Consider the following 20,231-nt stretch of genomic DNA (forward strand, 5'->3'; position numbering starts at 1 on the left):
TTGACCGGCAGGTTAGAAGCGATTGCATATACGGCTGGCTGCTTTTCTGGTGAGGCTGATCAACTCAGCCTCTCGTGGGCCAACGCGCAGTGACGGCGCCATCAAAGTGATGGTGCCCTCAAGTCTTTCATCTTGCGAAATCAACGGAACGCTCACGCCCCATACACCCAGGTCCACTTCACTGTCGCTGGTGGCGTAACCGCTCTTGCGGATCTCGGCGATTTCCTTTTCCAGCGCTGCACCCTCAAGCAAGGACCCTGCCTGGGTGGCGATCAAGTGTCGGCGGGTTTCTTGCGGCATGAACGCCAGCAGGCTCTTGGCCGAAGCGCCTTGCATCATCGGATGGGCGCGGCCTTTGGTGAATGAACACCTTAGAGAACTGCTGCTCTCTTGCATGGCAATGCACACCATTTGTCCATTGCTGTGGACGAGCAAGCCAACGCTTTCGCCCGTGCGTTCGACCAAGGCGGTGAGCTCGTCGCGGCTCTGGTTTATCAGGTTTGAGGTCTGGTCAAAGCCCCAGGCCAGTTGCACCCCGGTCGCGCCGGGCTCATAGAGACCGGTGGACATGTGCTCTTGCAGCAAGCCCCACTTCTTCAACGCCGCCAAGTGACGGTAAACCGTGCTGAGCGGCATACCGACCTGGGCAGCGATACGTTTGGCGCCTATGGGTTGGCCGGCCTTGGCCACACAGGCCAGAACCTGGAGAACCCGGTCGACGATGCTTTTGGTGACAGACTCATTCATGCCTGCACTATAAGAGACAATTCCCGACTTGAGATATTGATTCCCAGCCAGTGAGAAAGCCAAAGATCAACCCGCCGATTCAATGGGCAGTGCGTGCAACACGCGAGAACCGCCCCTTGCTTATTCACTGGCAGAGTTTCCGCTAAAGCGCTAATTTTCTGAACTATCAACCGTAAGCCTGTTCTAGACGCCTTCGCCTTCGGTGGGCAATTGCCGAAGGCTTACCTTTTTTGCCATTTTCGAAGAACGGGACGACGCATGTCTATCCAGCAAACACCGGGGCTAGTGCTGCCCGCGCGCGCCGCCGCCAAGATGGAAGCGGCCATGGCCGTAGGCGCCTTTGCCATCGGTACCGGCGAATTCGCGATCATGGGCCTGATGCCCGATATCGCCACCAACCTGCATTTGAGTGAACCCCAGGTCGGCCATGCGATCAGCGCCTATGCGCTGGGCGTGATGGTTGGCGCCCCCTTGCTGACCATCCTTGGCGCCAAGCTGCTGCGCAAACACATGTTGCTGCTTTTGATGGTCCTTTACGCCGTGGGCAACATCGCCACCGCTTTTACCCCAACCTTCGGCAGCCTGATAGCGTTCCGTTTCATCAGCGGCCTGCCCCACGGCGCTTATTTCGGGATTGCAGCCGTTGTCGCCTCCAGCATGGTGCCGGTCAATCAACGCGCTGGCGCCGTCGCCCGAGTGATGATGGGGCTGACGCTGGCGATGTTGCTGGGCAATCCAATCGCAACATTTCTGGGTCAATTCTGGGGCTGGCGCTCAGCGTTTGCGCTGGTGGGTTTGATCGCTCTTTGTACTCTCGCGCTGGTCTGGCGTTTCGTGCCGGACCGTAACGACGAACCGCGCAGCGATCCACGCAAGGAGCTGCGCGCCTTCACCAAACCGCAGGTATGGATGGCCTTGGCCATTGGCGCGATCGGTTTTGCCGGGATGTTTTGTGTGTTCAGCTATCTGGCGCCGACCATGCTGGAAGTGACCCGCGTGTCCCCGCAATGGATTCCGTTCGGCCTGGCCGCGTTTGGCGCGGGGGGTATTCTGGGCAATATCGCCGGCGGCAAGCTGTTTGACCGCATGCAATTTCGTGCAGTAGGCGTGCTGTTGGTGTGGTCGATGGCGGTGCTGCTGTTCTTCCCGTTCGCGGCAAGCTCACTGTGGGGCGTGCTGCTGGCCATGGGATTGGTGGGCACAATGGTCGCACTGGCCGCGCCGCTGCAGATCCGATTGATGGACATCGCCCATGAAGCACCCAGTCTTGCGGCGGCCTCCAACCATGCGGCGTTCAACCTGGCCAATGCATTGGGCCCATGGTTTGGCGGCATGGCAATCACCGCGGGGCTGGGATGGACCAGCACCGGGTACATTGGCGCATTCACGGCGCTCATCGGATTGGGGGTGTACCTGCTTGCCCGCAGAATGAAAGGCGGCGAGTAAGGCATTCGCCGGGTTATGCATTCGGTGCATGGCCCATACCGAACTGTCATAAGTTGGTTTTTTTACTACATGGTAATCTCGCCGCTTTATCATATTGGCGTTGATCGTTGTCTTCGATAATGGCCAGAATCAGGAATCGACATGCCCAAAATTTCCCACTGCACATTGCGCCGTAATTTTCGCGAATTGCTTGCTTCCAAAGCGTGTTTTGAAACTGCCTCTGTGTTCGATCCCATGTCTGCCCGCATCGCTGCGGACCTGGGGTTCGAGGTGGGTATCCTCGGCGGATCGGTAGCGTCTTTACAGGTATTGGCCGCCCCGGACTTTGCGCTCATTACCTTGAGTGAATTCGTAGAACAAGCGACCCGGATTGGCCGCGTGGCTCAACTGCCGTTCATTGCAGACGCCGACCATGGTTACGGCAACGCGCTGAACGTCATGCGTACGGTCGAAGAACTCGAGCGTGCCGGTGTCGCCGGGCTGACGATCGAAGACACCCTGCTCCCTGCGCAATTTGGTCGCAAATCAACGGACCTGATTTCCATCGAAGAAGGCATCGGCAAAGTCAAAGCAGCCCTTGAGGCGCGCGTCGATCCTGAACTGTCGATTATTGCGCGTACCAATGCTGCGGTGTTGCCGGTCAAGGACATTATCGAACGCACCCAGGCCTATGAAAAGGCAGGCGCGGACGGCATCTGCATCGTCGGCATCCAGGACTTCGACCATCTGGAGCAGATCTCCGAAAAGCTCAGCGTGCCATTAATGCTGGTGACTTACGGCAATCCAAAGCTCAGTGACAGCCAGCGTCTGGCGAATCTCGGCGTGCGGGTTGTCGTCAAGGGCCATGCGGCCTACTTCGCCGCTATTAAAGCGACTTATGACAGCCTGCGCGCCCAACGCCAGTTGACACAAAGCACTTCGAACCTGAGCGCCACCGAACTGACCCATACCTACACCCAGCCTGAAAGCTATGTGGCGTGGGCCAAGGAGTTCATGGACGTGAAAGAGTGAGCCTGCCGCCAGCCGCACTCAAGGTTCAGTCACACGAACCTTGAGCTTGCAGGTTGCTCCAGCTATAGCGCCGAACCCCGTGAACGCGATCCACCCGTGCGACGCCATGATGTGACAGACTCCAGCCCTCGCTCTCAGGAAGATAAACCATGTCGGCGCTCGATCGGTTACGCGTTCAAATGGAAGATGCCGACCCGGTGCTCAGTGCCCTGGACGAAGAGCTTGAGCGTATTGAGTTTGACCCGACACTGCCGGCCAGTGTCGATGCCGCCATTTTGAAAGTCGGTACAGTGGTCGACGCTCATCTTGCAAGTTTCAAGGCTAATCCCATCCTCGGTTCAATGGCCGAACAACTCAAGGCGCAGTACGTGGAAGGTATCCACGAACAAGTGGCTTATGCAAAAGACAGCGCCGTGCTTTAACGTCTTGGTTGAGCGCATCGAGCCTGACGAGGACGACCGCTCAGCGTGACTACCAGCGGTCGCCTCGCACAATAAATCCTCGCAAAACCCCCTGTCTCAGTCGCACTATCCGTTTGATTTTCAGCCGGCATCCCTAACGTTCGATAGAGGAGTTGATCATGACAATCAAGGTCGAGAAAGCTATGTGTGGCCAGGACTGGCTGGTAAAACTTGACGATTATCCCGTGACCTTTCGCAGCATGGTGGAGGCTGTGGCGTTCGCCGAGCAGCTGAAAGCCCGTATCGACGCACCCCATGAGCTTCCTGTTGCCTGAAAGCGCTGAGCAGATCTGAGGCGTTGTCACCTCAGATCTGTACCCCCTCGACACGGCCCCGCGCCGTCAGTACGGGCTGGCCGTAGGCCGGACGATCAGTTCGCTTACATCGACGTCATCGGGTTGCTCGACCGCGTAAGCGATTGCTCGAGCGACGGCCGTCGACGGGATTGAGATCTTGCGAAACTCGCGCATCTCGGCCCGTCCGCCCTCATCGGAAATGCTCTCCGCCAATTCCGATTCCGTGACTCCTGGCGATATGACAGTGACCCTGATGTCGCCCCCGACCTCTTGGCGTAACCCCTCCGAAATAGCGCGCACCGCATACTTGGTCGCACAGTAGACGGCCGCCGTGGGGCTGACGGCGTAGGCGCCAATCGAGGCGATATTGATGAAGTGTCCGGAATTCTGTTTCTGCATCAGCGGCAAGCCGGCCGCGATGCCGTGCAGCACGCCGCGAATGTTGACGTCGATCATCTGATCCCATTCCGCGACCTTCAACGCCTCAAGTTTGGACAAGGGCATGACCCCGGCGTTATTGATGATGACATCGACCCGGCCGTGATGACTGAGCGCCAGTTCCACAAGGCCCTGCACATCGTTAAGCCGGGTGACATCCACCGCCTGAAAGCGGGCATCTCCGCCGTCGGCGTTGATCTCCCTGCAGAGCACTTCAAGACGATCGGTGCGACGGGCACCGAGCACGACAGCAGCGCCCTTGCTGGCCAAAAGACGCGCCGTCGCCTCGCCAATGCCACTGCTGGCGCCCGTAATCACAATGACTTTTTTGGAGATATTCGACATGGTTCCAGTCCTTCACCTGAGAGCGGGTAATGCGAGCACGTTGTCTCGCTACCCGTTCAGATTAGGGAAAGCTGCTCGTCGCCCATTAGTCGAATCCTCGCGACAGATTGCCTGATCCTGCCGGGTGATCGATGCCCTCCGGGCAGAAGCAATTACGCAGCGCACCACGCACCGCTTTTGATTCTGGGCGGAGCCCGTAAGAGTCCGGCTTGCCGACGAACTGCCACGCAGCGGCAGCGACACGTGTGCATGCGGTGTAACAGTCAAGACTGCAGTCGTGACTCCACACGCCCTTTTCTTACCAAAAGGTTTGCCCGGTTGAACTCAGCGCAAGCCGAAACCCAACCTGCGCAATTCCTCCACCAAATCCTCACGGCCATGGAGATTGGTAACGCTGCCCAGACGATTGACGACTTGCTCTGACCAGTTGGCCGGTTTGTGCCCGGCTTGCTGATAGAACCCGCCGAGCAGCTCGTCGTAGCGCTCGATGGCAGGCAGTTCGTCCTGCACGGCGTAGGTTTCGTGATGCAGCACGGCGGCCTGGGGCAAACGCGGCTTTACCTGTGCCGGGCGTTCGGCGTCTGGGTAGCCCACGCACATCCCAAACACCGGATACACCTGAGCCGGCAGATTCAGCTCCTTCGCCACCCCTTCGATGTCATTGCGGATTGCACCAATGTAAACGCTCCCCAGGCCCATGGACTCCAGCGCCACCACGGCGTTCTGTGCAGCCAGTGCCGCATCGATCGTGCCCAGCAGCAGGCTTTCTATATAGGGCAGCGCTTGCAGCTCGACCCCTTCTCGCTCAGCCACCCGGCTGATTCTCGACAGATCGGCTAGCCACACCAGAAACAAAGGCGCCTGGCGAATGTAGGCCTGATTGCCCGCCAGTGCAGAAAGCCTTGCCTTGCGGCCTTCGTCCCGGACCGCAACCACGCTCCACACCTGCAGGTTCGAAGAGCTTGCCGCTGACTGCGCCGCCGCAACGAGCGCTTCCAGCGTGCCTTCTGGCAAGGGAGCATCGCTAAATGAACGCACACTTCGATGATCCAGCAGTTGATTCAGAACCGGACTCCAGTTGCCAGGCTCCTGCATGTCGATCTCCCCGTAACGGGAAGCCAGTCGTTGTTGCTTGATATCGGTCATGGGAATTCCTGAACGCGCGCGGCTAAATGAGGTGAGAACAACGTATCGAAGGGATGTGGTTGCACTCTTCTGCCGGCGATTAAAACAGAACTGCCGACCTTTTAGCGTGAACGTGTAGACGGCGTCGGGGAATTTCTCGAACATCGCCAGGGTCACACGGTATTAAGCCAGCCCTGCGTGGTTGCTGGACCTTTGTTGGTCATATCGCAACGCATAACCTCCCGAGACGATGTCCATGTTCAACGTGATCTACCATGGTTGACGATCCAGGCGCCAAGCCATCCATCGACCTGAGCCTGCTGGGGGGCAAATATTCGCCTGTGGCGCTTATCGAGCGTGAGCGCAAAGTGCTGGGCCGGATCGCCGCCGGCATGCCCCTGGCAGAAGTGCTGAACGATCTGCTGCTGGCAGTCGAGGCGCAAAGCAGTCACATGATGGCCTCTGTGCTGTTTTTGAGTGACGACGGGCAGTACATGCTGCACGGCGCAGCGCCCAGCTTGCCTGCAACGTACAACGAAGCGGTTCACGGCCTTGCGATCGGCGAAGGCATCGGGTCTTGCGGCACCGCTGCCGCGCGGGGCACCCCGGTTTACGTCAACGACATCGCGATCAGTCCCTTATGGGATGGCTACGCCCAACTTGCTCTCTCACACGGCCTTCGCGCGTGCTGGTCGATGCCGATCAAAGCCGCGGACGGGACCGTTCTGGGGACCTTTGCGGTTTACTACAGCGAGCCCCGCGCACCAACGCCGAGCGACATCGAAGCCATATCGCTCATCGCCCAGACCGCCGCGCTGGCCATTGAAAGGCACCGCTCAGACCAGCGATTGCGCCTGAGCCAGGACGAGCTTCGCGACCTCAACACAGAGCTTGAGCGCAAGGTCAATGAGCGCGCCACCGAGCGCAGCCGCACCTGGCTGCTGAGCCCTGACCTACTGTCAGTAATCAACGCCCAAGGTATGATCGAGGCGTCGAATCCGGCGTGGAGAATCGCGCTGGGCTGGTCCCCTAAAGAACTCCACACCACCGTCCTGTCCTTTGTTCACCCTGATGACCTGTCGGCCAGTGAGGCCGTGTTCACCCAAGCCGCCATGGGCCGCCCGGTCTCGCGTTTTCAAAATCGCTGCCGGCACCGTGACGGCAGCTACCGCTGGCTGGCGTGGGTGGTGGTCCTGGAAGACGGCAAGATTTATTGCAGCGCCCGAGACATCACGATGGAGAAAGAGCAGGCAACCAGCCTGGCCATTCGCACCCGTGAGCGAGATCGGGCGTGGGGGCTTTCCCAGGAACTGCTGGTTATCGCCTCCCCCAACGGCATGCTCGATGCTGTCAATGCCCGCTGGACCGAGCAACTGGGCTGGTCCGAGCGCGAGCTGATCGGGACGACTTTTTCCGATTACACCCATCCGGAAGATCTGTCGGCATCGATTACGGCGTTTGCAGGGATATTCGAGTCGCCACTGATCGTGCCCTACGAGTTTCGCTTGCGCCATAAAGATGGATCGTACAAGTGGTTCAGCTGGACCGGCTCGTTTCAGGATGGCCGGGTTTATGCAGCTGGCCGACACGTGACGTCCGAGAGGGAGCAGGCAGAAGCCTTGCGTCAGTCGCAAAAAATGGAAGCGGTCGGGCAATTGACCGGCGGCGTTGCCCACGACTTCAACAACTTGCTGACCGTCATCCGCTCCTCCACCGACCTCTTGATGCGCCCCGGCCTTACCGAAGAGCGTCGCCTACGATACGTGACGGCGATTTCCGAAACCGTTGATCGCGCCGCAAAACTGACTGGGCAACTGCTTGCGTTTGCTCGGCGGCAGGCACTTCAGCCAGAGGTGTTCAGCGTGTGTGAGAACGTGCGGGCCATCAGCGGCATGATGGACACACTCACCGGTTCACGCATTGTCACCCTGACCGACCTGTCCCAGGGCCCCTGCTACGTCAATGCCGACCCGAGTCAGTTTGATACTGCCCTGGTCAACATGGTCGCCAACGCTCGGGATGCAATGATGGGCGAAGGCGAACTCACCATTGCGGTGCGCAGTGTTGAGTCGATGCCGAGTATTCGAATGCATCCCGCCCTGGAGGGCCCGTTTGTAGCGGTGTCCATTACCGACACTGGCGCCGGCATCCCGGCTACGCAGCTGGAGCAGATTTTCGAACCCTTCTACACCACAAAAAATGTGGGTGAAGGCACGGGGCTCGGGCTCAGTCAGGTTTTCGGTTTTGCAAAACAGTCCGGCGGCGAGATCGCCGTCGCCAGCGAAATCGGCAAGGGCACCACATTCACCCTCTACCTGCCCCGTGTCACTGCAGAGGCTAAAAACTCGGCGGCTCATTCCCCTCCAGCGGCCTTGGAAGATGGACATGGCACCTGCGTGCTGGTCGTAGAAGACAACGTGGACGTGGGCACATTTGCCACGCAGGCCTTGGCCGAGCTGGGCTATGTGACGGTGTTGGCGTGCAGCCCCTTCGATGCGTTGGCCGAGTTGGAACGCGATGCCAGCCGATTTGATGTGGTGTTCTCCGATGTGGTCATGCCTGGCATGAGTGGCATTGACCTGGCCGGCCGCATCCGCGAACAGTACCCCGATCTGCCGGTTGTGCTTACGTCGGGCTACAGTCATGTGCTGGCGGAAAATGGCTCCGATGGGTTCGAGTTACTGCACAAGCCCTATTCTCTCGATCAGTTGTCTCGCATGTTGTTGAAGGTTTCCAAGCGCAAGTAACCTGGCGTGCTAACGGTTCTTCAGATTCACCAGCGCCCATTGCTCGGCGCTGGTGACTTTGATCCCCTGCTGCTGATTGAAGGTCTGCGCCTTGCCCCACGCCACGCCACGGCCCTGAGCGAAGACGGCCCGGTACTTGCGCATTGGGTCATCAGGCGAAAGCGCAAGATCCGCCTGCAACTGTTGCACGGTCCGCGCATGAGCCTTGAAGGGCTTGTGGGTGACGCGTTCGAGCAGCGCCGCCAGCTCGCCATAAGTCAGCGTATCGCCTGCGGTATACACCACCTGATTAACGATGTGCGGCTGGTGCAGCACAATGGCAGCGGTCAACTGGCCGATGTCTTCTGGCGTCGTCACCGTCACGGCCGTTTCCAGACTGCCTAATGCATTGACGCAGGCCCGCTCCAGGTCCACGACCCCGAAAGAAGGTTCGAACAGGAAGCTGGTGAACATCCCTGTGGAGATGATGATCCACCCCGTGCGTTGCTGAGCCCTTAGCCGGTCACGGACATCGAGTTGCTCATCGAACAGGTTCTGAGGGCTGCCGCGCCCGATCAGGTCGTAATCGACACCAAATTGCCACGGAACAAAACGCTTCACCCCGGCCTGCAACGCGGCATCGCACAGTTTGAGCTGAGTGCCCGGACCTGCGGCGAAGCCGACACAACTGATCACCGTGTCGAACCGTTCAAAGATTCGGGCCAGCGCCAAGACGTCCGCATTGACCAAATCAGCCGACTCGATAGCCACACCCCATTCCCGGATCTTGTCGATCTCGGCCTGTTTGCCCGGCGCTTGGGAATCGATGGTTTGCGCACGCAAAAGCACCGAAAGACTGACAGCGTGCTCGCTGGCTTGAGTGGCCAATCCCTGCAGTACAGCGAGGCCCAACTCACCGGCACCGAGCACCAGAATTCGCTGTTTGACGTTTGTGCGATCAGCTTGCATGGTCTCTCCTGGATAACGTTTTCAACTTCAGAGAGGAGATATTGTCATGCCCCTTGAGGCACAAGAAGTAGGCACACCGGTGATACCGCGCGGTCTGGATGCGCAGGAAGTAGTCCGCCGATCACAAGCCGCGTGCGCCGCTTTGAGCGAAGACGACGACGGCCTCAAGCGCGATATCCTCGGCCATTCGGGCAATCGCTGGTCCTTGGGCGTCGTGCACGCCCTGGGGGTGACGAGCCCCTTGCGACATGCCGAACTGCGCAGGCAGCTTACGGGCGTCACCCAGCGCATGCTCACTCATACGCTGCGCCAACTGGAACGTGACGGCCTGATCACCCGTCGCGATTTCAACGAGGTGCCGCCCAAAGTCGAATACGCCCTTACTGAGCTAGGCATGGGACTGCTGGTGCAAATGATCCCGCTATGGACGTGGGTCGTCGAAAACTCAGAAGCCTTCACAGCTGCGCGTAGGCGGTATGAGGAGCAGACAAACGACAGGCCATGAGTGGAGGCTGTCAGTCTTCGAGGAAAGCCAACAGCACCTCCTTACGTTTTTGATGCGATATAAAACTTACCTGCGTCGGCCTTAACGTGTTTAAGACGTAGCGGGATGAACATTAATCTCTCTCGAGAAAAACTTAATACGTGCTATCGTCAGCCTTATCCAACTTAAAGCTTACGCCGGTACGTATTATGGAAAGCTTCTTCCCCGTAACTTGCGCTGATAATCTCGGCAGAATCGGCCTTTTGGTCAAAGCGCAGCGACTGTCGATGGGCCTGCGCCAATCGGACCTGAGAAAAGCAATAGGTATCTCTGAACACACCCTTCGCAAAATCGAAAGCGGCTCGGAACGGGTCGACCTCCGATCTTTCATGCTCGTGCTCTGGCGACTGGGCCTTACAGAGCGGGTATTCACGTCGCTGGAGGGTATCGAAACCACTTCAGAAATTACCCGTCATACCGATGATGAGGCCACCTACCAGAGCATCGCATCAAAACGGGTGCGATTAGCCAAACCCAAGCCGGAGGCGTTCTGATGTCCCGGGCCTACATTTACATGGAGCACCCTGACACAGGAGCGGTGCTTACGCTTGGCCGGCTTACGCTGAATGGCAAGGTGGGTGAGTTTGTCTATGCCCCGGATCACGTGGAGCGCGGCGGCTGGGTGCCCGACCCCATCAATTACCCGTTGCGTGCCGAGGCATTTACCGGCATCGCAAAAAACCGCGGCATTCCGGGTTTTATCAACGACGCCATGCCGGACGGCTGGGGCGAGCGCCTGCTTCATCGCGCTTACGGCGAAGTGCTCGGCCCCATCGATTACTTGCTCAAGTCGCCCAACAACGACCGCATCGGCAACCTCATGGCGGGGACCGTCAGGGAGCCTGCTGAGGGTTTGGGACACGCCACAGTTCCGACGTTGAAAGGCCTGGCGAAATTCATCGAGGCCTGCGAGGCGGTATACGACAGCCAGCTCGATGAGGCATCCGTTACCACCCTCAACATTCGCCAGCAGCGATCCTCCCTCGGTGGCGCAAGGCCCAAACGCACCTTGCAAGACAACGGGATGCTGATCCTGGCCAAGCCCCGCGACCGATTCGACCAGTATGATCTGCCAGCGATTGAATTTGCCTGCATGACCTTCGCCGCATCCAAAGGCTTTAACGTCGCCAACACCGCCCTGCATGCGGAGAACCCAAGCACATTGCTGGTCGAGCGTTTTGATCGCACGCCACTTGCCGACGGCGCAAGGCGTATCCCGATGCTCAGCGCATTGACCTTGCTGGATTCAGAATGGAACGCCCAGTACCACCGTGACTGGGGGTATGCGTCAGTGGCCGATGAAATGCGCCGTCGTGGCGTTCCCGACCAGGACCTGCAAGAGCTGTTCAAGCGCATGTGCTACAACGCGTTGGTGGGCAACGGCGACGACCATCCGCGCAATCACGCGATTATCTGGATCGCCGGGCGATGGCGCCTTTCGCCGATGTATGACGTGCTGCCGATGCTTGATGAAGGACCCGCACAGACCTTGGCAATGGCAGTCGGAAAAGACGGCAATCGAATCAGCCGATCCAATCTGCTGAGCCACCACTCGCACTTTGCGCTGTCGCGCGACGAGGCAGAGAGCCTGATTGACGAAGTTGCGGGGTGGGAGCAAGAGCTGAAGGACCATTACGGGCAGTGGCTCAAGGGGCCGGAACTGAACATGGCCCATGACGCCGTCGTTTCAGTTCGCATGCGCAAGTAGTCGGTTGTTGTCACCCCCAACGATCGACTACCATGCCGCCGCCGGTCCCCAACGGGATTAATAGGGAATCCGTGATGCCCCAACGCATCAAACGGAACTGCCCCCGCAACTGTAGGTGCCGAGCCTGCTCCTCAACTGCCACTGGATTTGAATCCGGGAAGGCTGGAGCCGGCGATGACGCACCAGTCAGGAGACCTGCCGGCCACGTAATAAACACTAACCGGCGGGGTGTCCGGGAAGGACATCCTTGGGTCGCGCCTTTTTTCATACGGCAGACGGCTGCATCCATCGCAGCGTTCAAGTGTGTGTTTCCAGTCCGTACCCCTGCTCCGTGTACGGTTCAACTGGAGATTGCGACATGCCGTTGCTGCGCGCTGCCACCCTGCTCACTGCCCTGGCACTACCCGCCCTCGCCTGCGCCACCCCCACGCAGTACCCGCTGACGGTGCAGAACTGTGGCAGCACGCTGACGTTCGCCCATGCGCCTGCCCGCGCCGTGACCATTGGCCAGGCCGGCACTGAAATGCTCTACGCCATGGGCCTGGGTGACAAGGTGGTTGGCACGTCCCTGTGGTTCAACGACGTGCTGACCCAATACAAGGCGCAGAACGACAGTATCGAACGGCTCGCTGACAACGCCCCGAGTTTCGAATCGGTCACGGCCAAACGTCCTGACCTCGTCGCGGTGGAGCTGGAATGGATGGTCGGGCCCCAAGGCGCAGTGGGCACGCGCGAGCAGTTCCACGAGTTAAAAATCCCCACTTACCTGATGCCTTCCGATTGCGAAGCCAAGGACAATTCGGTCGGCGCCGACGGCACCCGGCTGGAAGCATTTCGCGTCGAGAGCATCTACAAAAGCATCAGCCAGTTGGCGGAAATCTTCGACGTCGAGGCGCGCGGTCAGCAGCTGAATGCTGAACTGCAAGCCAGTCTGGCAAGGTCCGTCGCGATGGCGCAGAACAACGCATTCAAGCACGCCAGCGCACTGGTCTGGTTCTCAAGCCCGGGCCTGGCGCTCGACCCTTACGTGGCCGGGCACAAGGGCGTCCCGGACTTCATGCTCAACACACTGGGAGTGCGCAACGTGGTCGATTCCGATGAAGAATGGCCCACCGTTGGCTGGGAAACCATCGCCAAAGCCAATCCTACTTTTCTGGTCATCGCCCGTATGGACCGCCGTCGTTTCCCGGCGGACGACTACCAGAAGAAACTGGAATTCCTGCGCAGCGACCCGGTGACACGCAATATGGACGCCGTGAAAAACAACCGCATCATCATCCTCGACGCCATGGCCATGCAGGCGAGCACCCGCACCTTCGACGGCCTGGACACACTGGCTAAAGCCATCAACAGTTACGACGCTACGAAATGACGACAGTGCTCACCCGTACGCTGTTGGCAGCAGTGATCTTGTTCGTCGCGCTGGTTGCAGGAGTCTCCATCGGCGAAACCAACATCGAGCCCGGTGTCATCTTCCAGGTGTTGGCCAATAAGCTTTGGGCTGCCGGTTACGTCCTTGATCCGATCGATGAAGGCATCGTCTGGAACTACCGCCTGACCCGCGCACTGGTGGCTGCGGCCTGCGGTATGGGACTGGCCACTTGCGGCGTGATTTTACAGTCGCTGTTGCGCAATCCCCTGGCCGACCCCTACTTGCTCGGCATCTCTGCCGGTGCCTCGACCGGTGCGGTGCTGGTGGCCTTGCTCGGCGTGGGCGCCGGCTTGATTTCTCTCTCGGTAGGCGCCTTTGCTGGCGCCCTCACGGCTTTTGCGGTGGTGGGGTTGCTGGCACGGGCCAGCGGTGCGTCGGGCGGGACGGGGCAGATCATTCTGGCGGGTATCGCCGGGTCGCAATTGTTCAATGCGCTGACGGCGTTTCTGATCACCAAGTCCGCCAGTGCCGAGCAGGCTCGGGGGATCATGTTCTGGTTGCTGGGTAATCTCAGCGGCGTGCGCTGGCCGTCCGTGTGGTTGACCGTTCCGACCGCGCTGGCCGGGCTGGTTGTTTGCCTGTGGCACCGGCGAGCACTGGACGCTTTCACCTTTGGCGCCGACTCAGCGGCGTCGCTGGGCATCCCTGTCCGGCGGGTGCAGATCTGGTTGATCAGCTGCGCGGCGCTGGTCACGGCGGTGATGGTGTCGATCGTCGGCTCCATCGGCTTTGTCGGACTGGTCATTCCCCATGCAGTTCGGCTGTTGACCGGCACTCAACATACCCGCCTGCTGCCCGCCAGTGCGCTGGCCGGCGCGGTGTTTCTGATCGCCGCCGATGTGCTTTCCCGAACCCTGATCAAGGGCCAGGTAATCCCGGTCGGAGTCATCACCGCATTGGTCGGCGCGCCGGTCTTTGCCTTGATCCTGATCGGTAGAAGGAGCCCACGATGACCTCCGCCATGCGTGTCGATAGCGAAATTGCGCTGAGCTGTTCAGGCCTGGGTTTTCGGGTTCGCGATGCCGATTTGCTTCGCAATATCGATCTGCAGGTCCGACGTGGCGAGACTCTCGGTGTGGTCGGCCCCAATGGTTCAGGCAAATCTACCCTGCTCAAACTGCTGGCCGGCTTGCGTGTTCCGAGCACAGGCGCTGTTCAGCTAAATGGCCAGCCCATCGCGGGCATGAGCCGCCGAAGCGTGGCGCAAACCCTCGCCGTGGTGGAGCAACATGCCGACACACTGGACGCGGTGAGTGTCTTCGATGCCGTAGCGCTAGGCCGAACGCCATGGTTGTCGGCGCTGAGCCCGTGGTCCGGGGACGACGATACGATCGTCGAGCAGGCGCTGGTCGATGTCGACGCCACGCACCTGAAACGTCGCAGCTGGCGCAGCTTGTCAGGAGGCGAACGGCAGCGCGTGCATATCGCCCGCGCCTTGGCCCAGCGCCCGCAAATTCTGGTACTGGACGAACCTGCGAACCATCTGGATATCCAGCATCAGTTGGCGATTCTGAAGGTCGTGCAGGCCTTGCCGGTGACGACCTTGATCGCGCTGCATGATCTGAATCAGGCATTGACCTGTGATCGATTGGCCGTGCTGGAACGGGGCCGACTGGTCGCCCTCGGCAAGCCGCTTGACGTGCTGACACCTCAGCGCCTGCTGGAGACATTCGGTGTTGCGGCGCACTACCTGACGGACCCGTTTGATGGCGCTCAGGTGCTGCGTTTTCGCTCGGTGTGAGGCGCAGCGATCCATCAGCCGGATCAGCCTGACAGTCGAATGGACTGGTTTTGCACCTGGCGCTCCAAATACACTAAGAACAATCAGCGGCAACGAACGCGACCTCTGTAGGAGCGAACTGGTTCGCGAGGCGCCCGGTCAGACACACCGCGTCAGCCCTATCGCAAACCAGTTGACTCAAACAGACATTCTGCGTCCGCCCCTCATCAACAACCGGTGCTCACCCCATGATCGAAGTCACAGAGGTCTCCATCGCGCAACTGCGTAATGCCCTTGAATCGGGCCAGACCACGGCTGTGGAGCTTGTGCAGGCGTACCTTGCGCGGATTGACGCCTACGATGGCCCAAACACCCCAACCGCGCTGAACGCCGTGGTGGTTCCCAATCCCGAAGCGCTCGCTGAGGCACAGGCTTCTGATGACCGTCGTGCCGCAGGCAAGCTTTTGGGACCGCTCGATGGCATTCCCTACACCGCCAAAGACAGCTATCTGGTGAAAGGACTGACTGCCGCGTCGGGCAGTCCTGCGTTCGCCAGCCTCATCGCCCAACGTGATGCCTTCACCATCGGCCGCCTTCGCTCCGGCGGCGCCATTTGCCTGGGCAAGACCAACATGCCGCCCATGGCCAACGGCGGCATGCAGCGCGGGGTCTATGGTCGGGCCGAGAGCCCGTACAACGCCGACTACCTCACAGCTCCCTTTGCCTCCGGGTCATCCAACGGCGCGGGCACTGCAACCGCTGCCAGCTTCGCCGCGTTCGGCATGGCCGAGGAAACCTGGTCAAGTGGTCGCGGCCCGGCGTCGAACAATGGATTGTGTGCTTACACCCCCTCGCGCGGGGTGATATCGGTGCGCGGCAATTGGCCGCTGACACCGACCATGGACGTGGTGGTGCCGTACGCCAGAACCATGGCCGATCTGCTCGAAGTGCTCGATGTGGTGGTCGCCGAAGACCCCGACACCCGCGGCGATCTCTGGCGCCTTCAGCCTTGGGTCCAGATCCCGAGCGTCGCCTCGGTACGCCCTGCTTCCTACGCCCAGTTGGCCGTCGATTCCAAGGCGTTGGTCGGCAAACGCTTTGGTGTGCCGCGTATGTACATCAACGCTGATCCTGAGGCCGGCACCGCCGAAAAACCCGGCATCGGCGGCCCCACCGGGCAACGCATCAACACCCGCGCCTCGGTGATCGATCTCTGGCAACAGGCCCGCAATGCCCTGCAAGCGGCCGGCGCCGAGGTGATCGAGGTCGATTTCCCTCTGGTCTCCAACTGCGAGGGCGACCGTCCGGGGGCGCCCACTGTGTTCACCCGTGGGCTGGTATCGAAAGAATTTCTGCACCACGAATTGTGGGATCTCTCGGCCTGGGCGTTCGATGACTTCCTGCGAGCCAATGACGACCCGGCATTGAACCAACTGGTGGATGTCGAAGGCGCGAAAATTTTCCCCCATGACCCCGGCACCCTGCCCAACCGTGAAGACGATCTGGCAGCAGGCATGGACGAATACGTGCGCATGGCCGAACGGGGCATTACGCCCTGGAACGAGATTCCCACGCTGGCAGACGGGCTGCGCGGGCTGGAACAGACGCGGCGTATTGATCTGGAAGACTGGATGGACGGCCTGGGCCTGGATGCAGTGCTGTTCCCCACCGTTGCCAACGTGGGCCCGGCCAACGCCGATGTCGATCTGCAGTCCGCCGACATCGCCTGGAGCAATGGCGTGTGGGTCGCCAACGGCAATCTCGCGATTCGGCATTTAGGCGTGCCGACCGTCACCGTGCCGATGGGTGTCATGGCAGACATCGGCATGCCCGTAGGTCTGACCTTCGCAGGCCGCGCCTACGACGACTCGAACCTGTTGCGCTATGGCGCAGCGTTTGAGTCTTGTGGCAAAAAGAGACTCGTCCCTCCTAGGACACCGCCGCTGCAAGGTGGCCCCGGCTAGAAAAACAGCTTTGCAGGAAAGCCTCGCGCCAACGAGATCAAAAGCGCTAGCTTCGATTTAAAGAGGTTACACAGATCCCGTTGGAGCGAGGCTTGCCCGCGAAGCTGGCGCCGCCGTCGAAAAGTCCTGCTTAAGCCAGATCGGTACGCTCAGGACTTTTCAATGACGCCTGCACCCCTGCCGAACTCAAGCAAAAGCTCGGCCGATAGCGACCTATATCGCTGAAAACGCGTCAGGGTTCACATTACTGCTATCTAAACTGTCCACCGGCCCTACTATGGAGGATTGCTGCGGCACTAAGTCGCAGCTGTGCTATCGAATTCGTCTGGATACAAAAACAGTCACTCACTGACTGGATACTGCTACCCCTAGAACCTGGAAGCCAAGCAGGCGCGTTTGCCGAGCGCTGATGAGTCCTCATTCCTAAAGGTATGCGATGAATCTCGACAAACCCAGCCACGAAAACGCTCCTTCCGGTGACAGCTTAGATATTGGTGTCCCGGAGGACGCCATTTGCTTCGGTCCGTTTGTCCTCATCCCCCAACAACATTTGCTGCTAAAAAACGGCGAACCTCTGCCCTTGGGCAGCCGCGCGATGCTGTTGTTGATCGCCATGGCCACCCGTCCCGGAGAACTGCTGGAGAAAACCGACCTGCTCGCGCTGGTCTGGCCCAAAGTAGTGGTCGAGGAATGCAACCTGCGTGCACAGGTTCTGACGCTGCGCCGCGCCTTGAGCGATAACGGCGAGCTGGACTGCATCGTCACCGTACCGGGTCGCGGCTATCGCTTCGTTGCCCCGATCAGTGCGCCATTGGTGCCTTCGCAACTGCCCATTCTCCCAGCCAGCGCTGAATTTCTTGGGCCTACAAGACAGGTGTTCGGCCGAGATGTGCTGTTGGAGTTTCTCGATACCCAGCTTGGCCGCCGCCGCTTCGTCACCATCACCGGGCATGCCGGCACGGGCAAAACCACCGTCGCGCTGGCCTTGGCCAATCGAATGATCGGCCAGTATCCCCAAGGCATCACGTTTGTCGACCTGGCGCCGGTCAATAGCGGTCAGCTGGTTCACGTCGTGATCGCCGCAGGCCTTGGGATCGACTGCACCACCGACGATCCGCTGCAAGTCATTGCCCAAAGCCTGGCCACCCGCCAGGCGTTGCTGATTCTGGACAACTGCGAGCATGTGCTTGAGGAAGCGGCGGCCGCCATCGAGGCGATCCTGCGCTACGCCCAACGCTGCGCCGTGCTGGTCACCAGCCGTGAACCGTTGCGTGCCGAGGGCGAATTCGTCCACGACCTGGCCCCTCTCCCATTCCCTCCAGAAACGGCGGATCTGAACGCGATACAAGCGCTGGAATTTCCTGCGATCGAGTTGTTGGTGGAGCGGATCGCGGCCCACGATCTGGGCTACGTCCTGACTGATCGCGACGTTCAGGCGGCCGCCGCCATCTGCCGCAAACTCGATGGCAATGCCTTGGCCATCGAAATCGCCGCCGCGCGAGTGCGGGCGTTCGGCATTGACCATCTGGTTGAGATGCTCGACGGCAGTTTCCGCCTGCAGATGACGGGTCGGCGCACTGCCCTGCCACGGCATCGCACTCTGAGCGCCGCGCTGGACTGGACCTACGCCATGCTGTCCGTCCATGAGCAGGCCATGCTGCGTCAGTTGTCTGTGTTCACTGGGTTGTTCACCTTGCGCGCGGTGCAGGCAGTGATTGATATCGATGATCAGGATTCGGCGCAGCTGATGGAAAGCCTGATGGACAAGTCGCTGGTGATCTCCCGCGAGCAGGGCTATGCCAAACGTTACCGCCTGCTGGAGACCACGCGGTTTTATGCCGCGCAGAAGCTCTCTCAACAAGGGGAAACCGACGCCACCGCGTTGCGTCATGCGCGCTGGATGCGTGATGAGTTGAAAGAGTCGGTGCAGGATCTGGTCAAAACACCACCGCCCATGTGGCTTGCGCGTTATGGCGCCGAAGTCGATAGCGTTCGTGCGGCGCTGGAATGGGCGTATTCCGCGAATGGCGATCGAGAGCTGGCGGTGGAACTGACGCTGGTCAGTGTTGCGCTCTGGTTGCGCCTGTCCCTGACCGGGGAATGTTATGACTGGGTCAAGCGCGGCCTGCAATCGACCTCCGACCGCACGCCGATCCAGCAGCGCCAGCGCATGTTGCTGCTGACTGCGTCGGCCAGCGTCATGGTGCTGGCCTTCGGTGGCGGCAAAAAGGTTCGAACGGCCTGGCGAAAGGTGAGCGAAGATGCCCGAGCGCTGGGTGACACCGAGCATCAACTGCGCGCCCTATGGGGGCTGTGGAACGATCACAGTTGCGGCAATCAATATCTCGCGGCGCTCGAACTGGCCGATCGGTATGTTGAATTAAGCAAACACTCGCGCCACAGCGAACGGCAGTTGCTGGGTTTGCGGATGCGCGCCAATGCGCAGTTTCACATGGGCCGCTTCGACGATGCGCGACGTTCGGTGGTGGAGGCGTTGAGTTCTCCACTGTCGGCGAACACGCATTTTATCGACCTGCATTTCGATCAACGCATTGCCGCACTTTCGCTCAAGGCGCAAATCCTGTTGTTGCAGGGCGACGTTGGCCCCGCGCTGTTGACCCTGGGGAAAAATGTCACTCAAGCCATCAGCCTCAATCATCCGGCCACGTTGTGGTACACGCTGTGTTTGAGCGCCATCCCGACGACGCTGCTGGTCGGGCATTTGCAGAAAACCCGTTCTTACCTGACCGTGCTGCAAGACAGCATGGAGGGCCACGATTTATATCTGTGGCGCCAGTTCACCCGCTGTTTCGAGCATATTTTGCTGATCCGTCAGGGTGCGGCCGAAGAAGGAGTGCCGCTGCTGGGCGAAGTGCTGGAGCAATTGCGCGAGCAAGGCGACAGCCCGCTGCACAGCCTGATTCACAGCGAATACGCTCAGGGCCTGGTGATGCTTGGGCTCGAGCACCGAGGGCTGGAAGTGATCGACGAAACCCTGCACACCGCACGCAGCCGCGAGGAGCGCTGGTTCATTCCGGAACTGCTGCGGATCAAGGCGCAGATCCTCCTCAAACACAGCAAACCGCCGTTGCCGCTGGTGCATCGGGTGCTGCAAGACGCACAGCATGAGGCCATCAGCCAAGGCGCGCATTTCTGGTCATCGCGCATCGCCGCGGATCTGGCCCGATTGCACGCGGCAGATTCACGAGCGCCTGACCTGGTGTGCTCGACCGGGATCTGAGGATGCGGTGTTCAGGTGAAACCGTTCAGGGCCGCTTCGCGCCCCATCGTCGGCAAGC

Annotated in this window: 17 protein-coding genes and 1 riboswitch; of the genes, 13 read left to right on the top strand and 4 right to left on the bottom strand. The window is 60.0% G+C overall.

All coding sequences use genetic code 11. The annotated features are described in order from the left end of the window. Nucleotides 1-12 precede the first annotated feature (12 nt). The gene (locus tag ACWKWM_RS21140; protein WP_483848004.1) at nucleotides 13-747 is read right to left on the bottom strand and encodes an IclR family transcriptional regulator; all 735 of its coding nucleotides are present in this window, start codon (nucleotides 745-747) and stop codon (nucleotides 13-15) included. A 258-nt stretch (nucleotides 748-1,005) separates the two neighbouring features. Here ACWKWM_RS21140 and ACWKWM_RS21145 point away from each other — a divergent pair, with 258 nt between their 5' ends. The 4 genes from ACWKWM_RS21145 to ACWKWM_RS21160 all read left to right on the top strand — a co-directional run bounded on the left by ACWKWM_RS21145 (nucleotide 1,006) and on the right by ACWKWM_RS21160 (nucleotide 3,940). After that, entirely contained in the window at nucleotides 1,006-2,193 is a 1,188-nt protein-coding gene (locus ACWKWM_RS21145; protein WP_483848005.1) for an MFS transporter, read from the top strand. A 141-nt stretch (nucleotides 2,194-2,334) separates the two neighbouring features. Then, on the top strand, nucleotides 2,335-3,204 hold the full coding sequence (locus ACWKWM_RS21150; protein WP_483848006.1) for an isocitrate lyase/PEP mutase family protein: 870 nt from the start codon (nucleotides 2,335-2,337) through the stop codon (nucleotides 3,202-3,204). A 149-nt stretch (nucleotides 3,205-3,353) separates the two neighbouring features. Continuing rightward, complete coding sequence (locus tag ACWKWM_RS21155) at nucleotides 3,354-3,626, top strand: hypothetical protein (protein ID WP_483848007.1); 273 nt, start codon at nucleotides 3,354-3,356, stop codon at nucleotides 3,624-3,626. A 158-nt stretch (nucleotides 3,627-3,784) separates the two neighbouring features. Then, the gene (locus ACWKWM_RS21160) at nucleotides 3,785-3,940 is read left to right on the top strand and encodes a hypothetical protein (RefSeq protein WP_483848008.1); all 156 of its coding nucleotides are present in this window, start codon (nucleotides 3,785-3,787) and stop codon (nucleotides 3,938-3,940) included. Between the two features lie 66 nt (nucleotides 3,941-4,006). Here the strand turns inward: ACWKWM_RS21160 and ACWKWM_RS21165 are convergent, their stop codons facing one another. Both ACWKWM_RS21165 and ACWKWM_RS21170 read right to left on the bottom strand, forming a co-directional pair. Continuing rightward, nucleotides 4,007-4,744, bottom strand: coding sequence for an SDR family oxidoreductase (locus ACWKWM_RS21165; protein ID WP_483848009.1), 738 nt, complete (start codon nucleotides 4,742-4,744; stop codon nucleotides 4,007-4,009). A 324-nt stretch (nucleotides 4,745-5,068) separates the two neighbouring features. Then, nucleotides 5,069-5,890: an NADPH-dependent oxidoreductase gene (locus ACWKWM_RS21170; protein WP_483848010.1), complete on the bottom strand. Its 822-nt coding sequence runs from the start codon at nucleotides 5,888-5,890 to the stop codon at nucleotides 5,069-5,071. Between the two features lie 254 nt (nucleotides 5,891-6,144). Here ACWKWM_RS21170 and ACWKWM_RS21175 point away from each other — a divergent pair, with 254 nt between their 5' ends. Beyond that, the gene (locus ACWKWM_RS21175) at nucleotides 6,145-8,616 is read left to right on the top strand and encodes a PAS domain-containing protein (RefSeq protein WP_483848011.1); all 2,472 of its coding nucleotides are present in this window, start codon (nucleotides 6,145-6,147) and stop codon (nucleotides 8,614-8,616) included. A gap of 9 nt (nucleotides 8,617-8,625) precedes the next feature. On the opposite strand, the gene ACWKWM_RS21180 is transcribed toward ACWKWM_RS21175, so the two are convergent. Then, on the bottom strand, nucleotides 8,626-9,564 hold the full coding sequence (locus tag ACWKWM_RS21180; protein WP_483848012.1) for an aromatic alcohol reductase: 939 nt from the start codon (nucleotides 9,562-9,564) through the stop codon (nucleotides 8,626-8,628). A gap of 46 nt (nucleotides 9,565-9,610) precedes the next feature. On the opposite strand from ACWKWM_RS21180, the gene ACWKWM_RS21185 reads away from it, so the two are divergent. From ACWKWM_RS21185 to ACWKWM_RS21220, 8 genes are all read left to right on the top strand, one after another. After that, nucleotides 9,611-10,069 carry a winged helix-turn-helix transcriptional regulator gene (locus ACWKWM_RS21185; protein WP_483848013.1) on the top strand — a complete coding sequence of 153 codons (459 nt, stop codon included), beginning with the start codon at nucleotides 9,611-9,613 and terminating at the stop codon, nucleotides 10,067-10,069. 188 nt (nucleotides 10,070-10,257) lie between these two features. Then, nucleotides 10,258-10,602: a helix-turn-helix domain-containing protein gene (locus ACWKWM_RS21190; protein ID WP_483848014.1), complete on the top strand. Its 345-nt coding sequence runs from the start codon at nucleotides 10,258-10,260 to the stop codon at nucleotides 10,600-10,602. After that, the gene (locus ACWKWM_RS21195) at nucleotides 10,602-11,816 is read left to right on the top strand and encodes a type II toxin-antitoxin system HipA family toxin (RefSeq protein ID WP_483848015.1); all 1,215 of its coding nucleotides are present in this window, start codon (nucleotides 10,602-10,604) and stop codon (nucleotides 11,814-11,816) included. The genes ACWKWM_RS21190 and ACWKWM_RS21195 overlap by 1 nt, the downstream gene beginning before the upstream one ends. 25 nt (nucleotides 11,817-11,841) lie before the next feature. Continuing rightward, a riboswitch (cobalamin riboswitch) is annotated at nucleotides 11,842-12,033 on the top strand. A gap of 141 nt (nucleotides 12,034-12,174) precedes the next feature. Further along, nucleotides 12,175-13,188 (top strand): ABC transporter substrate-binding protein, encoded by a 1,014-nt coding sequence (locus ACWKWM_RS21200; protein WP_483848016.1) that lies wholly within the window; start codon nucleotides 12,175-12,177, stop codon nucleotides 13,186-13,188. Beyond that, the gene (locus ACWKWM_RS21205) at nucleotides 13,185-14,201 is read left to right on the top strand and encodes a FecCD family ABC transporter permease (RefSeq protein ID WP_483848017.1); all 1,017 of its coding nucleotides are present in this window, start codon (nucleotides 13,185-13,187) and stop codon (nucleotides 14,199-14,201) included. Before ACWKWM_RS21200 ends, ACWKWM_RS21205 begins: the two co-directional genes overlap by 4 nt. Then, nucleotides 14,198-14,989 carry an ABC transporter ATP-binding protein gene (locus ACWKWM_RS21210; protein WP_483848018.1) on the top strand — a complete coding sequence of 264 codons (792 nt, stop codon included), beginning with the start codon at nucleotides 14,198-14,200 and terminating at the stop codon, nucleotides 14,987-14,989. Before ACWKWM_RS21205 ends, ACWKWM_RS21210 begins: the two co-directional genes overlap by 4 nt. 227 nt (nucleotides 14,990-15,216) lie before the next feature. Then, nucleotides 15,217-16,932 carry an amidase gene (locus tag ACWKWM_RS21215; protein ID WP_483848019.1) on the top strand — a complete coding sequence of 572 codons (1,716 nt, stop codon included), beginning with the start codon at nucleotides 15,217-15,219 and terminating at the stop codon, nucleotides 16,930-16,932. 436 nt (nucleotides 16,933-17,368) lie between these two features. Next, nucleotides 17,369-20,173 (top strand): ATP-binding protein, encoded by a 2,805-nt coding sequence (locus ACWKWM_RS21220; RefSeq protein ID WP_483848020.1) that lies wholly within the window; start codon nucleotides 17,369-17,371, stop codon nucleotides 20,171-20,173. The last annotated feature ends 58 nt before the right edge of the window (nucleotides 20,174-20,231 follow it).

It is taken from the genome of Pseudomonas rosaeacicularis (genome assembly GCF_057128745.1).